The organism is Aurantiacibacter odishensis, from assembly GCF_003605195.1.
GTDB classification, from domain to species: Bacteria; Pseudomonadota; Alphaproteobacteria; order Sphingomonadales; family Sphingomonadaceae; genus Alteraurantiacibacter; species Alteraurantiacibacter odishensis.
In genome coordinates, this window is the sequence record NZ_QYOS01000025.1 from 615,192 (window position 1) to 631,038 (window position 15,847).

General features: G+C 63.2%; 16 protein-coding genes. 12 read left to right on the forward strand and 4 right to left on the reverse strand.

What is annotated here, in order from left to right:
• The first annotated feature begins 79 nt into the window (after positions 1–79).
• The 9 genes from D4Q51_RS14915 to ychF all read left to right on the forward strand — a co-directional run bounded on the left by D4Q51_RS14915 (position 80) and on the right by ychF (position 6,802).
• Positions 80–1,048, forward strand: a complete 969-nt coding sequence (locus D4Q51_RS14915) for a TraB/GumN family protein (RefSeq protein WP_120078601.1) — start codon at positions 80–82, stop codon at positions 1,046–1,048.
• A 261-nt stretch (positions 1,049–1,309) separates the two neighbouring features.
• A complete protein-coding gene (locus D4Q51_RS14920) occupies positions 1,310–1,507 on the forward strand; it encodes a helix-turn-helix transcriptional regulator (RefSeq protein WP_120078602.1) in 198 nt (65 codons plus the stop codon).
• Positions 1,491–1,916: a hypothetical protein gene (locus tag D4Q51_RS14925; protein WP_120078603.1), complete on the forward strand. Its 426-nt coding sequence runs from the start codon at positions 1,491–1,493 to the stop codon at positions 1,914–1,916. The genes D4Q51_RS14920 and D4Q51_RS14925 overlap by 17 nt, the downstream gene beginning before the upstream one ends.
• A gap of 39 nt (positions 1,917–1,955) precedes the next feature.
• Positions 1,956–2,843 carry a TraB/GumN family protein gene (locus tag D4Q51_RS14930; protein WP_120078604.1) on the forward strand — a complete coding sequence of 296 codons (888 nt, stop codon included), beginning with the start codon at positions 1,956–1,958 and terminating at the stop codon, positions 2,841–2,843.
• Entirely contained in the window at positions 2,840–3,712 is an 873-nt protein-coding gene (locus D4Q51_RS14935) for a TraB/GumN family protein (protein ID WP_120078605.1), read from the forward strand. The genes D4Q51_RS14930 and D4Q51_RS14935 overlap by 4 nt, the downstream gene beginning before the upstream one ends.
• 98 nt (positions 3,713–3,810) lie before the next feature.
• Positions 3,811–4,497 (forward strand): 50S ribosomal protein L25/general stress protein Ctc, encoded by a 687-nt coding sequence (locus D4Q51_RS14940; protein ID WP_120078606.1) that lies wholly within the window; start codon positions 3,811–3,813, stop codon positions 4,495–4,497.
• Positions 4,497–4,958 (forward strand): hypothetical protein, encoded by a 462-nt coding sequence (locus D4Q51_RS14945; RefSeq protein ID WP_120078607.1) that lies wholly within the window; start codon positions 4,497–4,499, stop codon positions 4,956–4,958. Before D4Q51_RS14940 ends, D4Q51_RS14945 begins: the two co-directional genes overlap by 1 nt.
• A gap of 14 nt (positions 4,959–4,972) precedes the next feature.
• Positions 4,973–5,542, forward strand: a complete 570-nt coding sequence (pth, locus tag D4Q51_RS14950; RefSeq protein ID WP_120078608.1) for an aminoacyl-tRNA hydrolase — start codon at positions 4,973–4,975, stop codon at positions 5,540–5,542.
• Positions 5,543–5,701: 159 nt separating this feature from the next.
• Positions 5,702–6,802, forward strand: a complete 1,101-nt coding sequence (ychF, locus tag D4Q51_RS14955; protein ID WP_120078609.1) for a redox-regulated ATPase YchF — start codon at positions 5,702–5,704, stop codon at positions 6,800–6,802.
• A 78-nt stretch (positions 6,803–6,880) separates the two neighbouring features.
• Here ychF and D4Q51_RS14960 read toward each other — a convergent pair whose 3' ends face one another.
• A complete protein-coding gene (locus tag D4Q51_RS14960) occupies positions 6,881–8,146 on the reverse strand; it encodes a tetratricopeptide repeat protein (protein ID WP_120078610.1) in 1,266 nt (421 codons plus the stop codon).
• A gap of 360 nt (positions 8,147–8,506) precedes the next feature.
• Between D4Q51_RS14960 and gyrA the strand changes: the two genes are divergently transcribed.
• A complete protein-coding gene (gyrA, locus tag D4Q51_RS14965) occupies positions 8,507–11,275 on the forward strand; it encodes a DNA gyrase subunit A (RefSeq protein ID WP_240624818.1) in 2,769 nt (922 codons plus the stop codon).
• Positions 11,276–11,331: 56 nt separating this feature from the next.
• Positions 11,332–11,745, forward strand: a complete 414-nt coding sequence (locus D4Q51_RS14970; RefSeq protein ID WP_120078612.1) for an ester cyclase — start codon at positions 11,332–11,334, stop codon at positions 11,743–11,745.
• Positions 11,746–11,748: 3 nt separating this feature from the next.
• Here D4Q51_RS14970 and D4Q51_RS14975 read toward each other — a convergent pair whose 3' ends face one another.
• Complete coding sequence (locus D4Q51_RS14975) at positions 11,749–12,447, reverse strand: lysoplasmalogenase family protein (RefSeq protein ID WP_120078613.1); 699 nt, start codon at positions 12,445–12,447, stop codon at positions 11,749–11,751.
• Positions 12,448–12,456: 9 nt separating this feature from the next.
• Positions 12,457–13,932 (reverse strand): S41 family peptidase, encoded by a 1,476-nt coding sequence (locus tag D4Q51_RS14980; RefSeq protein ID WP_120078614.1) that lies wholly within the window; start codon positions 13,930–13,932, stop codon positions 12,457–12,459.
• A gap of 53 nt (positions 13,933–13,985) precedes the next feature.
• Between D4Q51_RS14980 and trmFO the strand changes: the two genes are divergently transcribed.
• Complete coding sequence (trmFO, locus tag D4Q51_RS14985; protein ID WP_120078615.1) at positions 13,986–15,350, forward strand: methylenetetrahydrofolate--tRNA-(uracil(54)-C(5))-methyltransferase (FADH(2)-oxidizing) TrmFO; 1,365 nt, start codon at positions 13,986–13,988, stop codon at positions 15,348–15,350.
• A gap of 4 nt (positions 15,351–15,354) precedes the next feature.
• Here the strand turns inward: trmFO and D4Q51_RS14990 are convergent, their stop codons facing one another.
• Complete coding sequence (locus tag D4Q51_RS14990) at positions 15,355–15,825, reverse strand: EF-hand domain-containing protein (protein WP_120078616.1); 471 nt, start codon at positions 15,823–15,825, stop codon at positions 15,355–15,357.
• Positions 15,826–15,847: the final 22 nt, after the last annotated feature.

Here is a 15,847-nt window from a genome sequence, read left to right on the forward strand (position 1 = left end):
CTCAAGCCCCGCAAGCCGTCAATGCCGCAGGCGCGAAGCGTGCTTGACAGGACCGGGCGCGGCGGTGTCTGGTGAGAGCATGTCGCCCCGCATCCTCAAGGGTTTGAGCGCCGCCCTCGCCGTGCTGGCCACCACCCTCGCCGCCCCGCTTTCGGCGCAGACGGAGGCGGACCCCTACGCCTTCACGCAGGATTACGATCCGGCGCCGGCGATGTGGGAACTGTCCGACGAGGATACCACCATCTACATGCTGGGCACGATCCACCTGCTGCCCGAGGGGTTCCGCTGGCGCAATCCGCACCTCGACGCGATCATCGAGGAGGCGGACGTGCTGGTGGTGGAAACCAGCGACGAGGACAGCGAAGGGGCCATGGGCTCCATCGCGCCCAAGATTGCGCGGGTGCTGGCGAACCGCACGCCCACCTCCGCCCAGCTATCACCGCAAGCCCGCCCGCGCTGGCGCGAACTGGTGGCGCAGAGCGGCCTGCCGTTCGAATATGTGGATTCCATCCCTGTGATGGTCGCCCTGCTGGGGTTCGGACAGTCGGGACTGGAAGGCGATCCTTCCAGCTACGATTACGGCGTGGAAACGGTATTGCAGCGGGAATTTGCCGAGAAAGGCAAGCCGATCGAGTCCATCGAGGATTTCGGCCGCGTGATGTACGGCCTGTTCCGTGTGGACGACGGGCCGATCGTCAGTGAACTGGACGTGCGCCTGCGCCAATGGAGCGGCAAGACGCTGGACGGGCTCTATGCGTCCGAAACGGAGTCGCTGACAGGCGATGACTACTGGGAAATGGAGCACAGCTGGGCCCGCGGCGAGGTGGAGGAGGACTTCGATCTCGGCTTTGGCGGCGGCAAGATTGCCGAGGCTTTCAACGACGTGCTGCTCGATCGGCGCAACTCGCAATGGGCAGGCTGGCTTGAAAACCGCCTGGAACAGCCCGGCACCGTGCTGCTTGCCGTGGGTGCGGGCCATTTCGAGGGGCCCGAATCGGTGCTGGTCAAGCTGGCCGAGCGCGGACTTGAGGCCGAGCGAATCAATTAATCTGTTGTAATCACGGGAATAAGGGTGCGCGATGTAGCGCATACCTTTCCTTTTGTCAGGTTCTCTTGACATAGTCAGCGAATCGCGACATATAGTCATGCATACCTGACATATCGTCAGGATCGCATGACGGAGACAGACCATGTTTCGCAAGTTGTTCGATAGCTGCCACTCGCGCCCGATGACACGGGAAGAGGCGCTGACGTTCCGGATTTCCATCGGAGCGATCGTCGTAAGTTCGATGGTCTCGCTGGTCGTCTGATGAACAATCGCCTGAAGGTTTTGCGTGCGGAACGCGATTGGAGCCAGGCAGAACTGGCCGGCAGGCTCGATGTATCGCGCCAGGCCGTGAACGCCATCGAGACCGGGAAGCACGATCCTTCCCTGCCCCTCGCCTTTCGCATCGCCCGCCTTTTTGAAATGCCAATCGAGGGGATCTTCGATGACGGACACGAGTGAAACCCTGTCGGGCGAGGCCCGGCTGAAGATACGCCGAAACCGGTTCTGGACGTTCTGCGCACTGGGCTTTGCCGTGGCAATCGTCGCCGGCTTCGTCACCGGCTACGCTGCCGACCTGCTCGTCGACGGCGTCCTGCCGGGCTGGAGCTTCTTCCTGATGTGGGGTGTCGCACTGGTGAGCTTCACGTGGTTCACCTGGAGCTATTTCCGCCGGGTGGACGAACTGGACCTGCTCGACAATCTCTGGGCGTCGCTCATCGCCTTCTACTTCTACTTCGTGGCCATGCCGAGCTGGTGGCTCTTCCACGATCTCGGCCTGGCACCCGAAGTCGATCATATCGCAATCTATTTCGCCACTGCGGTCGTCATGTTCGCCGCCTACGGCCTTCGCAAGCTCGGCTTGCGCTGACTTTCACTACCCTGCAATCCAACCTAAGGAATTCCGACAATGTTTCGCAAACTGACTCTTACCGCTTCCGCCCTCGCCCTTTCGCTGGGCACCCTCGCATCGCCCGCAATGGCGGACGACCACGCCGAAGCCAGCGGCCCTGCCCTCTGGAGCCTGTCCGACGAGGACACCACGATCTACCTGTTCGGCACCATTCACGTGCTGCCCGAAGGCGAAACCTGGTTCGATGATCGCGTCGCCGCCGCCTTCGACGCCTCCGAAGAACTCGTGTTCGAGATCGACATGGACGAAGCGGCAAGCTCCGCGCAGATGATGGCGAGCCTCGCCATGCTGCCCGAAGGCCAGACGCTGCGCAGCCTGATGACCGAGGAAAACCGCGCCGAATACGAAGCGGCTCTCGATGGCCTTGGCGTGCCGGCCGCGGCGCTCGACCCGGTCGAGCCATGGGCCGCCACGCTGAACCTCGCCATGCTGCCGCTGATGCAGGCTGGCTGGCAGCCGAATTCGGGTGTCGAGATGGTCCTGCGCCAGCGCGGCGAAGACAAGCAGCGCGGCGCGCTGGAAACGGTGGAGGAGCAGATCGCCCTGTTCGACACCCTGCCGATGGACGCGCAGCTGGAACTGCTCGATGCCACGGTCGAGAACCTCGACCGCGCGGTATCCTCGCTGGAAGCCATGAAGGCCGAGTGGCTCGAAGGCGATGCCGACACGCTGGGCGAAATCATGAACGAGGAAATGGACGATCCGGAACTTTACGAGCGCCTGCTGGTGAACCGTAACCGCAACTGGGTGGACTGGATCGAGACGCGCATGGATGCGCCCGGCACGGTATTCGTCGCCGTGGGTGCGGGCCACCTTGCCGGTGAAGGCAGCGTGCAGAGCCTGCTGGAAGAGCGCGGCCTGACGGTGGAGCGGATCGACAATTGATCCAACGCCTTCTCAAGTCTGTTGTACTGATCGGGTCGCTGTGGCTGGTAAGCTGCGGCGACCCTTTCGTACCGGAAAGCGACTGGCCCGAGGCATCGCCCGCCATCTGGGAGGTGACAGCGCCTTCGGGCGGGAAAGGCTGGGTCTTCGGCACGGTTCACGCCCTGCCCGACGATCTTTATTGGGGTACCCCGCTGCTCGACGAGACCTTCGCAAGCGCCGGTGTCGTGGTAGTCGAAGTCGCCAATCTCGACGATCCTTCGGGCATGGGCCTTTTCGCCGATCTCTCGGAAACCCCCGGCCAGCCTCCGCTGCTCGACCGTGTCGAGCCGGACGAACGCCCTGCTCTTCGCGAACTCATCGAGGATGCGGACATGAGCGGGACCGACTTCGGGCGGGTGGAAAGCTGGGCGGCGGCCATGATGCTGTCGGGCGAGGTGCGCACCGGCGATCCCGCCAACGGCGTCGACCGGGTGATGATTCACAACGCCGGCGAAGTGATCGGACTGGAGAGCTTTGCCGCCCAGCTCGGCATGTTCGACACCCTTTCGCAGGCAGCGCAGAGCGACCTGCTCTACGGCGTGGCGCGATCGCACGAGGCGAACTCGGACCAGGAAATGCTGATCGCCTGGCTGACGGGGGACGAGGACGTGCTGGCATCGCACGTCAACAATTCGCTCCAGTTCTCGCCCGAATTGCGCCGGGTCCTGCTGACCGAGAGGAATGCGCGCTGGGTGCCGCGTATCGCCGAGCTGATCGAGGCGCGGCGCAGGCCCTTCGTCGCCGTGGGTGCGGGCCACGTGATCGGCGAGGAAGGCGTGGTCGCAATGCTTGACCGGCGCGGCTATGAAGTGCGCCGTATCCAGTAGTTGCTTTTGCAGCGTTTCCTGCTAGACGCGCGGCCTGCTGCCGATGTCATCCCTGGAGGCGCGGTAGCAGATACATATGCAATCGAAAGGCAATACTGATGAGCGACGCTCTGACTCTGCCGGCCGAGATGCGTGAACGGGCTGGCAAGGGAGCCTCCCGTGCGCTGCGTCGCGATGGCCGCGTACCCGCCGTTATTTATGGCGGCAAGGAAGAACCCACCACGATCCACGTGGAAGAGAAGGAACTGGTCAAGCTGTTGATGACCGGTCACTTCATGAACTCCATCGTTGAGGTCACTGTCGACGGCAAGAAGACCCGCACCCTCCCCAAGGATGTGGCCCTTCATCCCGTCACCGACCGTCCGGTCCATGTCGATTTCCTGCGCCTTGCAAAGGGTGCCAAGATCGACGTGAACGTTCCGGTCGTCTTCACCAACGAAGAAGAAAGCCCCGGCCTCAAGAAGGGCGGCGTTCTCAACGTGGTCCGTCACGAACTGGAACTGATCTGCGAAGCGGACAAGATTCCGGGCGAGATCGAAATCGACGTTACCGGCCTCGAAGTCGGCGATTCGGTGCACATCAGCGCCGTCACGCTGCCCGAAGGTTCCGAAAGCGCGATCACCGACCGCGACTTTACCATTGCCACCGTCGTGGCACCTTCCGCTCTCAAGCGTTCCGGCGATGAAGAGGGTGAAGAAGAAGAAGTCGATGCAGGCGGTGTCGCTGCAACCGAACAGGGTCCCGATGCGGACGCTGAAGAAGAGCAGGAAGAGAAGAGCGAATAATGCGCCTTCGCGCACTCGCATCCACTCTTGCACTGGGCGCGGGGCTGGCGATTTCGTCAGTCCCCGCCTCCACCCCCGCCTTCGCCCAGCAGCAGGGCACGCTGCCTGCCGATCCGCAGGACTTCCAGTGCTTCGTGCTGATGCAGCAACGCCGGACGGAACTGCTCAACACGGCCAGCCTGCCGCCAGAGCAGCGGGTGGACATCCTGAACAACCTCACGATCATCTCGGCGTTCTATGCCGGGCGTCTCAGCCACTATTCCTCGGCAGAGGCGGTGTCCCAGTTCAGGTCCGCGGCCAACCTTATCGCCAGTTCCAATCGCCAGCAGCTTGATACGTTCGCCAACACCTGCGCGAATTTCTATCTCTCGGTGATGCAGGTCCTCGGCAACACCAGCCAGCAGGCTATTGCCCCGCAAGACACGCCGCAGACCGGCGTTCCTCAGCAGAGCCAGCGCTAGAAGGGGGCATCCCCATGCAACTCTGGGTAGGCCTCGGTAATCCCGGCCCACGCTATGCCATGCAACGCCACAACGTGGGTTTCATGGCCTGCGACGTGCTGGCCGACATGTACGATTTCGGCCCGGTGCAGAAGAAGTTCCAGGGCTGGCTGCAGGAAGGACGCATCGGGTCCGAGAAAGTCCTGCTGCTGAAGCCGGGCACTTTCATGAACGAAAGCGGCCGCAGCGTGGGCGAGGCCATGCGCTTCTACAAGCTGCCGATCGAGGCGCTGACCGTATTTCACGACGAGCTCGACCTTGCCCCCTCCAAGGTCAAGGTGAAGCGCGGGGGCGGACACGCCGGGCACAATGGCCTGCGCTCGATCGACGCGCACCTTGGCCCGGATTTCCGCCGCGTGCGGATCGGTATCGGCCATCCTGGCCACAAGGACCGCGTGCACGGGCATGTGCTGGGCAACTACGCCAAATCGGAAATGGACGACCTGGTGCAGATGCTGGGCGCGATCGGCGGCTGTGCGGAGTGGCTGGCGGCGGACGACGACGCCCGCTTCATGAGCGAATATGCCCTGAAGATGCAGGACTGATCAGCTGACTGCTTCGATGGCGGCCTGCCCTTCCGACGCTTCGAACATGACGCCACGCCAGGCGATGACCATTCGCACAAACCCGGCGCTGGCAATCCTGCCTGCAGGCGGCTAAGGCGCGGCCGAGCATATTTCCAATCGCATGAAGGCACGCAAGTTATGGGATTCCGCTGCGGGATCGTGGGTCTGCCCAACGTCGGCAAATCGACCCTTTTCAACGCCCTTACCGAAACGCAGGCCGCGCAGGCTGCAAACTATCCGTTCTGCACGATCGAGCCCAATGTGGGCCAGGTCGCCGTGCCGGATGAGAGACTGGAACAGATCGCCAAGATCGCCGGCAGCGCCAAGATCATTCACACCCAGCTGTCGTTCGTGGACATTGCTGGCCTCGTGAAAGGGGCAAGCTCGGGCGAAGGGCTCGGCAATCAGTTCCTCGGCAACATTCGCGAGGTGGACGCCATCGTCCATGTGCTGCGCTGTTTCGAGGATGACGATATCCAGCACGTGTCGAACAAGGTGGATCCGATCGCCGATGCGGAAGTGGTGGAAACCGAACTGATGCTGGCGGACCTCGAAAGCCTGGAGAAGCGCGTCGACAACGCGGCCAAGCGCGCCACTGCGGGCGACAAGGAAGCCAAGATGCTCGCCAGCGTGCTGGGCCAGGCGCTGGAGTTGCTGCGCGACGGCAAACCTGCGCGATTGGTGGAACCCAACGATGACGAGGAAGCCCGCCTATTCCGCCAGGCGCAGCTATTAACGGCGAAGCCCGTGCTCTACGTGTGCAACGTGGCCGAGGAAGACGCGGCGACCGGCAACGCCCTTTCTGAAAAGGTGTTCGCGAAGGCGAAGTCCGAAGGGGCCGAGGCCGTGGTCGTCTCAGCCGCGATCGAGTCCGAACTCGTCGGCATGGCGCCGGAGGAACGCGGTGAATATCTCGCCGAATTGGGCCTTGAGGAGAGCGGCCTCGCCCGAGTGATCCGTGCCGGTTACCAGTTGCTCGACCTCAAGACCTTCTTCACGGCCGGCCCGAAGGAAGCTCGCGCGTGGACGACGCCCGGCAGCGCCAAGGCTCCGCAGGCGGCAGGCGAGATCCACACCGATTTCGAAAAGGGCTTCATCCGCGCCGAAACCATCGCTTACGAGGACTATGTGGCCCTGGGCGGTGAGGGTCCGGCACGCGAGGCGGGGAAACTGCGTCAGGAAGGCAAGGAATACCTGGTGAAGGACGGCGACGTTTTGCTGTTCAAGTTCAACGTCTAGCGGCTGACGCCATCCAATGAAAAACGGCGCGGAAACCGAAGTTTCCGCGCCGTTTTTGCGTTCGTAGTCGAGGTATATTTACATCATCGAGGCAGCGTAGGCCGCCCACATGCGGGCAACCGGTGCGCGGTTGCCATCGACCATGCCGAAGGTTTCGAGAGCGGCCGCGTAGTTGCCCTGCTCAACCTGAGCGATACCGATACGGGTGTTGGCGGTATTTGCATCGGCGCCCTTTTCCAGGGCCATGCGATACATGCCTTCGGCGCGGGCGAAATCGTCCAGCGAGTAGAGCACGTCGCCAGCGCTCATGGCGTCGAGCGAGTCGCCGCTTTCTCCGTCGGAGACGATACCTTCGATGCCGCTGCGATCCTGCGGAGCACGGGTATCAACGATGCCCTTCACTTCGGTGTAGTACGGGTCGGCGGAATCGAACACGCCAGCGGTCATGCCAAGGGCCAGCACGTCCTGGACTTCGTTCGACATCACGCGCGGATCGAGGTCCTCTATGTAGCGAACGAATTCCTGACGCTGTGTCAGCGCGTCGGTGGAACGCATCAAGCGATAGAGGTCAACGCGCACTTCGGGGTCGAGTTCGTAGAGTGCGTTCACGACCTGCAGGGTGTTCACCCAGTTCGTCTGATTGGCGTGGTGGCGGACCAGCGCTTCCGAAGTCGTCAAGGCTTCTTCGCGCATATCATTGTTATAGGTGCGCTGCAGCGTACTCAGCAGCCAGCCTTCTCTGGGCGTGGTGCCCGCGGCTTCGGCAGCGGCCACGGCTTCCATCACGGTGTTGTAGGCAGCTTCGTAATTGTCTTCGCGGGCATAGCTTTCGGCCACCAGAGCGGTGGCGTCTGCTTCCGGATCGGAATAGCCGGCGGCCACGGCGGCCTGCAGCGCGGTGCGCGCGGCGGCATAGTCACCGGCATTGAAAGCCAGGCTGCCGACAAACCAGTTGAACTGGCCGACCTGCTCGGGAGCGACAAGGCCGCTCTCCAGCATCAGTTCCAGGCCCTGGCGCTGCAGCGCGGGTTCGGACAGCTGGTTGCCGATGTTGAGGATGAGATTGCCCGCCACGTTGCGGTCGGCAGGGGTTTCGATGGCAGCGATCAGCGTGGGGATCGCGGCGCGCGCGCCTGCGACATCCGGGGTCTCGCCCTGAACCATTGCGGCAACGGGCTGGTAGGCTTCAACGAATCCGCGCGAATTGTCCTGCGCCTGCGCAGCTTCGGACGTCACGGCGGCAGAGCCCATCGACACACCGCCGGCAAGGGCGATGGCAAGGGCGAAACCGGCAACGGTGCCGCGGATGGATTTGTTGCGAGTGGTGCGGAAAGCGCGAAGCATAGTGGTATTCTCTCCTGGTAATTCTGGCAGGCAGTAAACACGTTGATACTGCCCGTCGTTCCCGGTCGTGGCCTCATGCACACTCAGCCCGAGATTGCAAACATGTCCTACAGGTCATGCGCTGAATGGCGTTTTAACGGGGTAAGACGGCAAAATTCAGGAATGGCGCGGTGAGGTGTGGAAAACGGGCGGTTTTACCGGGCGTTTCGCGCGCTTGCTATGGTGCCCCTCGCCCCCCTTCCCTACATTGCCGGACAACCAGAACGATAATGGAATTGCAGGTTAGTGAGCGACCAGAACGAAATTACTGGCGCGCCGGATAATCCGGGCGAATTCGGACGCATCGACATCGTCGAGGAGATGAAGACGAGCTACCTCGATTACGCGATGAGCGTGATCGTCAGCCGCGCCCTCCCCGACGTTCGCGACGGGTTGAAGCCCGTCCACCGCCGTATCCTCTATGCAGCGCAAGTCGGCGGCTACACCTCCACGCGCCCCTACCGCAAATCGGCCAAGATCGTCGGTGAAGTGATGGGCTCCTATCACCCGCACGGCGACAGCGCGATCTACGATGCCCTGGCCCGCATGGTGCAGCCGTGGTCCATGCGCCTGCCGCTGATCGACGGCCAGGGCAACTTCGGCTCGATGGACCCTGATCCGCCGGCGGCCATGCGTTATACGGAAAGCCGCCTTGCCAAGGCGGCGGACCCGCTGCTGAGCGACCTCGACAAGGATACCGTCGATTTCGTCGACAACTACGACGGGTCGGAGAAAGAGCCGTCCGTCCTGCCTGCGCGCTACCCCAACCTGCTTGTGAACGGCGCTGGTGGCATCGCGGTGGGCATGGCCACCAACATCCCGCCGCACAACCTTGGCGAAGTGATCGACGGCTGCTTCGCCTATATGGACGACCCCGGCATCACGGCAGAGCAGCTGCACGAGATCATCCCCGGCCCCGATTTCCCCACCGGCCCGCTGATCCTTGGCAAGAGCGGCGCACGCTCTGCCTACACCACCGGGCGTGGCTCCATTCTCCAGCGTAGCCGGCACGAGATCGAGACGGGCAAGAACGATCGCCAGTCGATCGTGTTGACCTCCATACCTTACCAGGTGGGCAAGGCCGGCCTGGTGGAAAAGATCGCCGACGCCGCGAAGGAAAAGCGGATCGAGGGTATTTCCGACATCCGCGACGAATCCAGCCGCGCCGGTGTGCGGGTGGTAATCGAACTGAAGCGCGATGCCACGCCCGAAGTGGTGCTGAACCAGCTGTGGCGGCACACGCCCGCGCAGGCGAGTTTCCCGGCCAACATGCTCGCCATTCGTGGTGGACGTCCCGAAACGCTTGATCTGCGCGATTTCATTTCCAGCTTCATCGCTTTCCGCGAACAGGTCATCACGCGGCGCACCAAATTCGAGCTGAACAAGGCGCGTGATCGTGCCCACGTCTTGTTGGGCCTGGTCGTCGCCGTGTCGAACCTCGACGAGGTGGTGGCGATGATCCGCGGATCGTCCAACCCGCAGATCGCGCGGCAGAAGCTGCTCGACAAGGAATGGCCGATTGGCGACATCGCGCAGTACATTCGCCTTGTCGAAGCCATCGAGCCGACAGCGGACGAAGCGGGCGGTACCTACCAGCTTTCGGAGCGGCAGGTGAAAGCCATCCTCGACCTGCGCCTGCATCGCCTGACGGCCCTCGGCCGCGACGAGATCGGCGACGAACTGCAGGAACTGGCCGACAAGATCGAGTACTACCTCTCGCTGCTGGCTGACCGCGCAAAACTGTACGGCGTCATGCGCGAGGAATTGCAGGAAGTGCGCGACCAGTTCGCCACACCGCGCGTCTCCGAAATCGCGCCTGCATGGGACGGGATCGAGGACGAGGACCTGATCGAGCGGGAGGAGATGGTCGTCACCGTTACCCACTCCGGCTACATCAAGCGCACCCCGCTGGAGGCATTCCGCGCGCAGCGCCACGGCGGCAAGGGCCGCAGCGGCATGGCGACGAAGGACGAGGATGCCGTCGTCGAAATGTTCGTAACGTCGACGCATAACCCCGTGCTTTTCTTCACGAATACGGGCCGCGTCTATCGCCTGAAGGTGTGGAAGTTGCCCGAAGGCGGCCCGCAGACCAAGGGCCGCCCGATGGTCAACCTGCTGCCTTTGGGCGACGAGGAACGCGTTACCAACGTGCTGCCTCTGCCGGAGAACGAGGACGAGTGGGAAGCGCTCAATATCGTCTTCGCCACCGAGCAAGGCATGGTCCGCCGCAACTCGATGGATGCCTTCACCAATGTGCCGTCGAACGGCAAGTACGCGATGGGCTTCGTCGAGGGTAGCGGGGACCGGCTGATCGGCGTGCGCCTGCTAAACGAGGAACAGGAAATTTTCCTCGCCTCCGATGCCGGCAAGGCGATCCGCTTCGCCGCCACCGACGCGCGCGAAACGAAGAGCCGCACCGGTATCGGCGTGCGCGGCATGGCCCTGAAGGACGGTGCCAAGGTCGTCTCGCTTGCCGTGCTGGAAAAGCTGGGCCACGATATGGAAACGCGCGACGGTTATCTGCGCGCAGCGGCGTGGAAGAACAACGACGCCGAAGCCACCCTGCCCGAAGATCAGGTAGAAGCCATGGCCGAAGGCGAGGAATTCATCCTCACCATCACCGCCAACGGCTACGGCAAGATTTCCAGCGCCTACGAATACCGCACCACGGGTCGCGGCGGACAAGGCATCACCAATATCGGCACGCCCGGCAGCGATCCCGAGCGTAACGGCCCGGTCGTTGCCAGCTTCCCAGTGCGCCACGGCATGCAGCTGATGCTGGTGACGGACCGCGCGAAACTGATCCGCCTGCCGGTGAACTTCCGTCACTTGGTGGAAGGCGGTTTCGACAACCACCAGGGCTGGGCCATTTACGGCCGCAGCTCCTCCGGCATCCGTATCTTCGACGTCGCGAAGGGCGAACACATCGTCGGCGCGGCACGCATCGACGAGGATGAGAGCCCGGAGAACGAAGCCGAGGAAGCCGTGGTCGAGGAAATGCTCGAACGCCGCGGCGGTGGTGACGAAACGGTGCCCGATACGACGCTGGACCGCGACGACAACATCGCGGATGACGCCGACGAGAATTGATTCGCTACCTTCCCCCGTTGGCGTAGGATCGCTCTTACGTCTTTGGGGGAAAGATTATGTCGATCAATTCCGATGCACTCGCGTTTTTCGATGCCTGCGAAACCGGCAAGGGCTGGGACGTCTGCAAGCAGTGGTGCCGGCCTGACGCCGTCTTCACCGCGCAGGCCGATGCTCTTGCAGAAATCACCACGGTAGAAGGCTATACCGAGTGGATGGCCCATTTGCTCGAACCGCTGCCCAACATGAGCTACGAGTTACTGGCTTTTGGCGGCGACGAAGCTACTGGGACATTCGTGGCCGCTGCGGTTTTTCGTGCCACCCATTCCGGTGAGGGTGGACCCGTGCCGCCAACAGGCAAGGCCATCGCTTCTGACTATTGCTACGTCTTCCGGTTCGAGGACGGCAGGATAGCCCACATGACCAAGATCTGGAACGACGGCTATGCGATGCGCGAAGCGGGCTGGGCCTGAAGGCTAGTCCTCCCGCCGCCACGCCACCCGCAGTTCCGGGTTCCGCTTCCGCAGCGTCGTTACTACGCCCACGGTGATCAGGAACTGGCCGAGGTAGTAGATCGGCCAGACGAGGTATTCGGGTACTTCGCTACCCGACAGCGGTCCGAGCCGTGCGAAGATCAGCAGGTCCGACACCACGAACAGCAACGCACCCGCAGCCACGCGCATCCTAGGAAAATCGCTCATCCACGCGCTTGCCGCCATGAGGCTCAGCGCGACGGCGTAGATCGCCACGGCCCACGCCATATTGCGGTCGTAGGGCAGGAAATAACCGATCACCGGCGGCAAGATCAGGATGGCGAGGAAAGCCCACTGGTCCGCCCCGTGCAGCTTGCCGCGCGAGTGGCGCATGAAGACCGAGACCGCCAGCATGTGGAAGACGAAGAACACCGCCGCGCCCACGCGCAGGTCGAACTCGATGGCCATGTCCGCGCATGCCGCCACGGCCATTGCCAGCGCCAGTCGGTGCGAATCCCCGCTCTGGTGGCGCAGGTAAGCGTAGATCGCCAGGAAACCGACACCGAACCCCTTGATCGGGATGAGATAAAGCTCCGGCAGGTTCGTCGCCTGAAGATAGTAATAGGACAGCGCCGCAACGATGCTGAGCACCAGGAAAGGGCGCTTCTGCGCCAGCGCGGGATGGGGCTGCTTGGGAGGCATGTGACGCGCTTAGCGCTCCGCCCTGATCTGCACCAGAGCGGTTTCGAGCATAACGTCTTCGGCGCTGCCCACAGGGTTCGGCGCAATCACGAAGTCCGGCACAACCCCGCGCGTCGTCTCCTCGCCCGAAGGGCGCACCATGTAGGCCTTGGGATAGGTGATGACCGCGCCGGAATTGGGCAGCGCAAAGGTCTCCACCGCGCCGTAGGTGGTGGGCAGGTCAGCCGTTTCCTCTCCCACGATGGTGGCAATGCCAAGGTCCTGCATCAGTGCCGCCACCACTGCGGCGTTGGAATAGCTGTGCTGGTTGACCAGCACCCACACGCGCCCGTCGAACGCGTTGTCGGCAATGGGCTGCGTCAGGGGCAGGTCGACCGACACCACCTGGCCATCGTCGGCAGAAGCGAGCGCGGCGGCGATCCGGCCTGCGAGCGTATTCGCATCGCCCTCCCGGTCGGCCCATGCCGCCTTGGTGTTCGGCCCGGCGCGAACTTCGTAGCGGGAGGCATAGCGGTAGGGTTCCTCCACCAGTCGCGCCACGATCAGGTCGGAGAAACTCGCATCGCCGCCGCCGTTGTCACGCAGGTCGATCACCAAGTCAGTCGCTCCGCTGGCCGAGATCGCGGTGAAGGCTTCCTCGACGAAAGCGCGGAAGGGGGCGATGGTGTAAGTCTCGCCGTCCTCGCCGCGTTCTTCCTCGGTTGCTGAGAACGGGCCGGGCTGGAGGTAATAGATGCCCTCGCCAAGGTCGCGGTGGATACGCGCACCGGGGCTACGGTCCGGCGCCGCGACGGGGCGCGCTGCCTGCATCGCGTACATCTCGCCAAGGCCCATAGCCGACACCGAAGCGGTGGCAGGTTGCCCGTCCGGCCCGATGTATTCGATTGCGAGGCTCTCCTGCGGCCCGAAGACGAAATAGAGATAGGCGGGCAGCCCAAGCTCGATCTGCGAGCGGAGCAGGCGGTCGCTGTCGGCAGATATGATGGAGCGGGCACGGCTTTCGAACTCCGCCAGCGATATTCCGCCAAGGCCGGTAATGCGGGAGCCGGGCGGCAGGCTTTCGCCCTCGCCCGCCCACTGGTCCGTCACCATCGCGCCGTCGCGGTAGGTGACCGACAGGGGAATAATCGCCCCGCCCTCGCCCACGTAGGCGAAGAGGTCTCCCATGGCCGCCTCGGTCTTGGCGTGGCCCACGTTCCCGAGGGCCATCGCTTCGTGGAGCATCAGGTGGAACTCTGCCTTCGGTATTGGGCCATCGATGCGGGATCGCAGGCTCTCGATATGGGCATCGTATTCGGTACGGCTTCGGCGGGCGAAGAGATCGACGTGCTCCTGCTGCAAGCGGGCGTAGAGTGTCCTCAGGTCCTCGCGTGCTTCCTCTGCCGTGTAGCAGTGCTCGCAAGGCGCGCTCTCCTGCGCGGCCAGCGGGGAAGCGATCATCATTGCGAAGGAGGCGACGAGGTTGCGCGCGAAACGATTTGCCATGGGCCGACACTACCCCCTCGAAATTGACCGTCAACTCGCCTACCTGCGCTGTCATGACACATCAGGTCCACATCATCGGCGGCGGTCTCGCGGGCAGCGAGGCGGCTTGGCAGCTTGCGCAGCGCGGCGTGAAAGTGCGCCTGTCCGAAATGCGCGGTTGCGGTGAAATGACGGCCGCACACCAGACCGACGGACTGGCCGAACTGGTGTGCTCCAATTCGTTCCGCAGCGATGACGACGAGAAGAACGCGGTCGGCCTGTTGCACCACGAGATGCGGCGGCTCGATTCCATCATCATGTCCGCCGGCGAACTCGCTCGCGTTCCTGCCGGCAGCGCCATGGCGGTGGACCGCGACGTATTCAGCGCCGAAGTGCAGAAGCGGCTGGAAGAGCACCCCAACATCACCATCGTGCGCGAGAAGGTGGACCAGTTACCGCAGGACGGCATGACCATCGTCGCCACCGGGCCTCTCACCGCTGCCAGCCTGGCGCAGAGCATCGTCAGTGCGACCGGCGAGGACCGGCTCGCCTTCTTCGATGCCATCGCGCCGATCGTCTATCGCGACAGCATCGACATGAGCAAGGCGTGGATCCAGTCGCGCTGGAACAAGACCACGGCGGCCTCCAACGAGGATGGCGACTACATCAATTGCCCGATGAACAAGGAGCAGTACGAGGCCTTCGTGCAGGGCCTGCTCGATGCAGAGAAGGGCGAGTTCAAGGAATGGGAAGCCGACACGCCCTATTTCGATGGCTGCATGCCGATCGAAGTGATGGCCGAGCGCGGCGTCGAGACCTTGCGCTACGGCCCGATGAAAGGCGTCGGCCTCGATAATCCGCACGACCGCACCGAGGAACATCCGCAGGGGCGCTGGCCCTATGCCGTGGTGCAATTGCGGCAGGACAACAAGCTGGGCACGCTGTGGAACATGGTCGGCTTCCAGACCAAGATGAAGTACGGCGCGCAGGTGGAGCTGTTCCGCACCATTCCGGGGCTGGAGAATGCCGAGTTCGCGCGGCTTGGCGGGATGCACCGCAACACCTTCATCAATTCGCCCGAATTGCTGGACCGGCAGCTGCGCCTGAAATCGGCGCCGCACATCCGCTTCGCCGGACAGGTGACGGGCTGCGAGGGTTATGTGGAAAGCAGCGCCGTTGGCTTGATGGCCGGCATGATGGCGTCAAGCGAGCTGGCGGGCGAGACGTGGTCCCCTCCCCCCGCAACCACGGCTATGGGCGCGCTGCTGAGCCATATCACCGGCGATGCCGATGCCAGCCACTTCCAGCCCATGAACGTGAACTTCGGCCTCTTCCCGCCTCTGCACGAGGTGAAAAAGAAGCAGCGCAAGGAAGCCTACACCTCGCGCGCCAAGGCCGATTTCGGCGAGTGGCTGGAGAGCCTGACCGTCCCCGCCTGATCTTCTAGCAATTGCAGCTTGGCCGCGACGTGGCCCTCGGCTTCGGTGCGCTGGTGGCGAATTCCGCCTGCGTCAGTTCGTCGTCCTCGTTCGCATCCATCTCCGCGAAGCGATCGCTGGTGGTGATGGCCCATTCCTCGAAGGTCAGCAGGTTGTTGCCGTCGGTATCCAGCCTCCGGAAGGAATCCGTGCGGGTGGAGAGCATTTCATTGCGGGTGATCTTCAGGTCGCGGTTGCGATCATAGCGGAAGAAACGACGCTGCTCGCGGGTCAGCTCGCTCGCTTCGGGCGGCTCGGGCCCGGTCAGGCCCGAAACGTCGGCCACAGGCAGAGCATCGGGATCGATTGCGTCCTGCGCGCTTTCGGGCTCGGGCGGGGGGGCGCCCTTCTCGACCTGCGCCCTGCCCTGTATCCAGAACAGACCCAGTCCCACCAGCAGCAATGCGCTGAAGGCGCCCAGGATAATTCGGTTCATCGATAATTTCCCCCTTGGATTC

Coding starts and splice junctions, on each gene's coding strand:
- D4Q51_RS14915 (WP_120078601.1), top strand. CDS start 80: ATGTCGCCCCGCATCCTCAAGGGTTTGAGCGCCGCCCTCGCCGTGCTG.
- D4Q51_RS14920 (WP_120078602.1), top strand. CDS start 1,310: ATGAACAATCGCCTGAAGGTTTTGCGTGCGGAACGCGATTGGAGCCAG.
- D4Q51_RS14970 (WP_120078612.1), top strand. CDS start 11,332: ATGTCGATCAATTCCGATGCACTCGCGTTTTTCGATGCCTGCGAAACC.
- D4Q51_RS14930 (WP_120078604.1), top strand. CDS start 1,956: ATGTTTCGCAAACTGACTCTTACCGCTTCCGCCCTCGCCCTTTCGCTG.
- trmFO (WP_120078615.1), top strand. CDS start 13,986: ATGACACATCAGGTCCACATCATCGGCGGCGGTCTCGCGGGCAGCGAG.
- ychF (WP_120078609.1), top strand. CDS start 5,702: ATGGGATTCCGCTGCGGGATCGTGGGTCTGCCCAACGTCGGCAAATCG.
- D4Q51_RS14960 (WP_120078610.1), bottom strand. CDS start 8,146: ATGCTTCGCGCTTTCCGCACCACTCGCAACAAATCCATCCGCGGCACC.
- D4Q51_RS14990 (WP_120078616.1), bottom strand. CDS start 15,825: ATGAACCGAATTATCCTGGGCGCCTTCAGCGCATTGCTGCTGGTGGGA.
- D4Q51_RS14975 (WP_120078613.1), bottom strand. CDS start 12,447: ATGCCTCCCAAGCAGCCCCATCCCGCGCTGGCGCAGAAGCGCCCTTTC.
- D4Q51_RS14925 (WP_120078603.1), top strand. CDS start 1,491: ATGACGGACACGAGTGAAACCCTGTCGGGCGAGGCCCGGCTGAAGATA.
- gyrA (WP_240624818.1), top strand. CDS start 8,507: ATGAAGACGAGCTACCTCGATTACGCGATGAGCGTGATCGTCAGCCGC.
- D4Q51_RS14980 (WP_120078614.1), bottom strand. CDS start 13,932: ATGGCAAATCGTTTCGCGCGCAACCTCGTCGCCTCCTTCGCAATGATG.
- pth (WP_120078608.1), top strand. CDS start 4,973: ATGCAACTCTGGGTAGGCCTCGGTAATCCCGGCCCACGCTATGCCATG.
- D4Q51_RS14945 (WP_120078607.1), top strand. CDS start 4,497: ATGCGCCTTCGCGCACTCGCATCCACTCTTGCACTGGGCGCGGGGCTG.
- D4Q51_RS14940 (WP_120078606.1), top strand. CDS start 3,811: ATGAGCGACGCTCTGACTCTGCCGGCCGAGATGCGTGAACGGGCTGGC.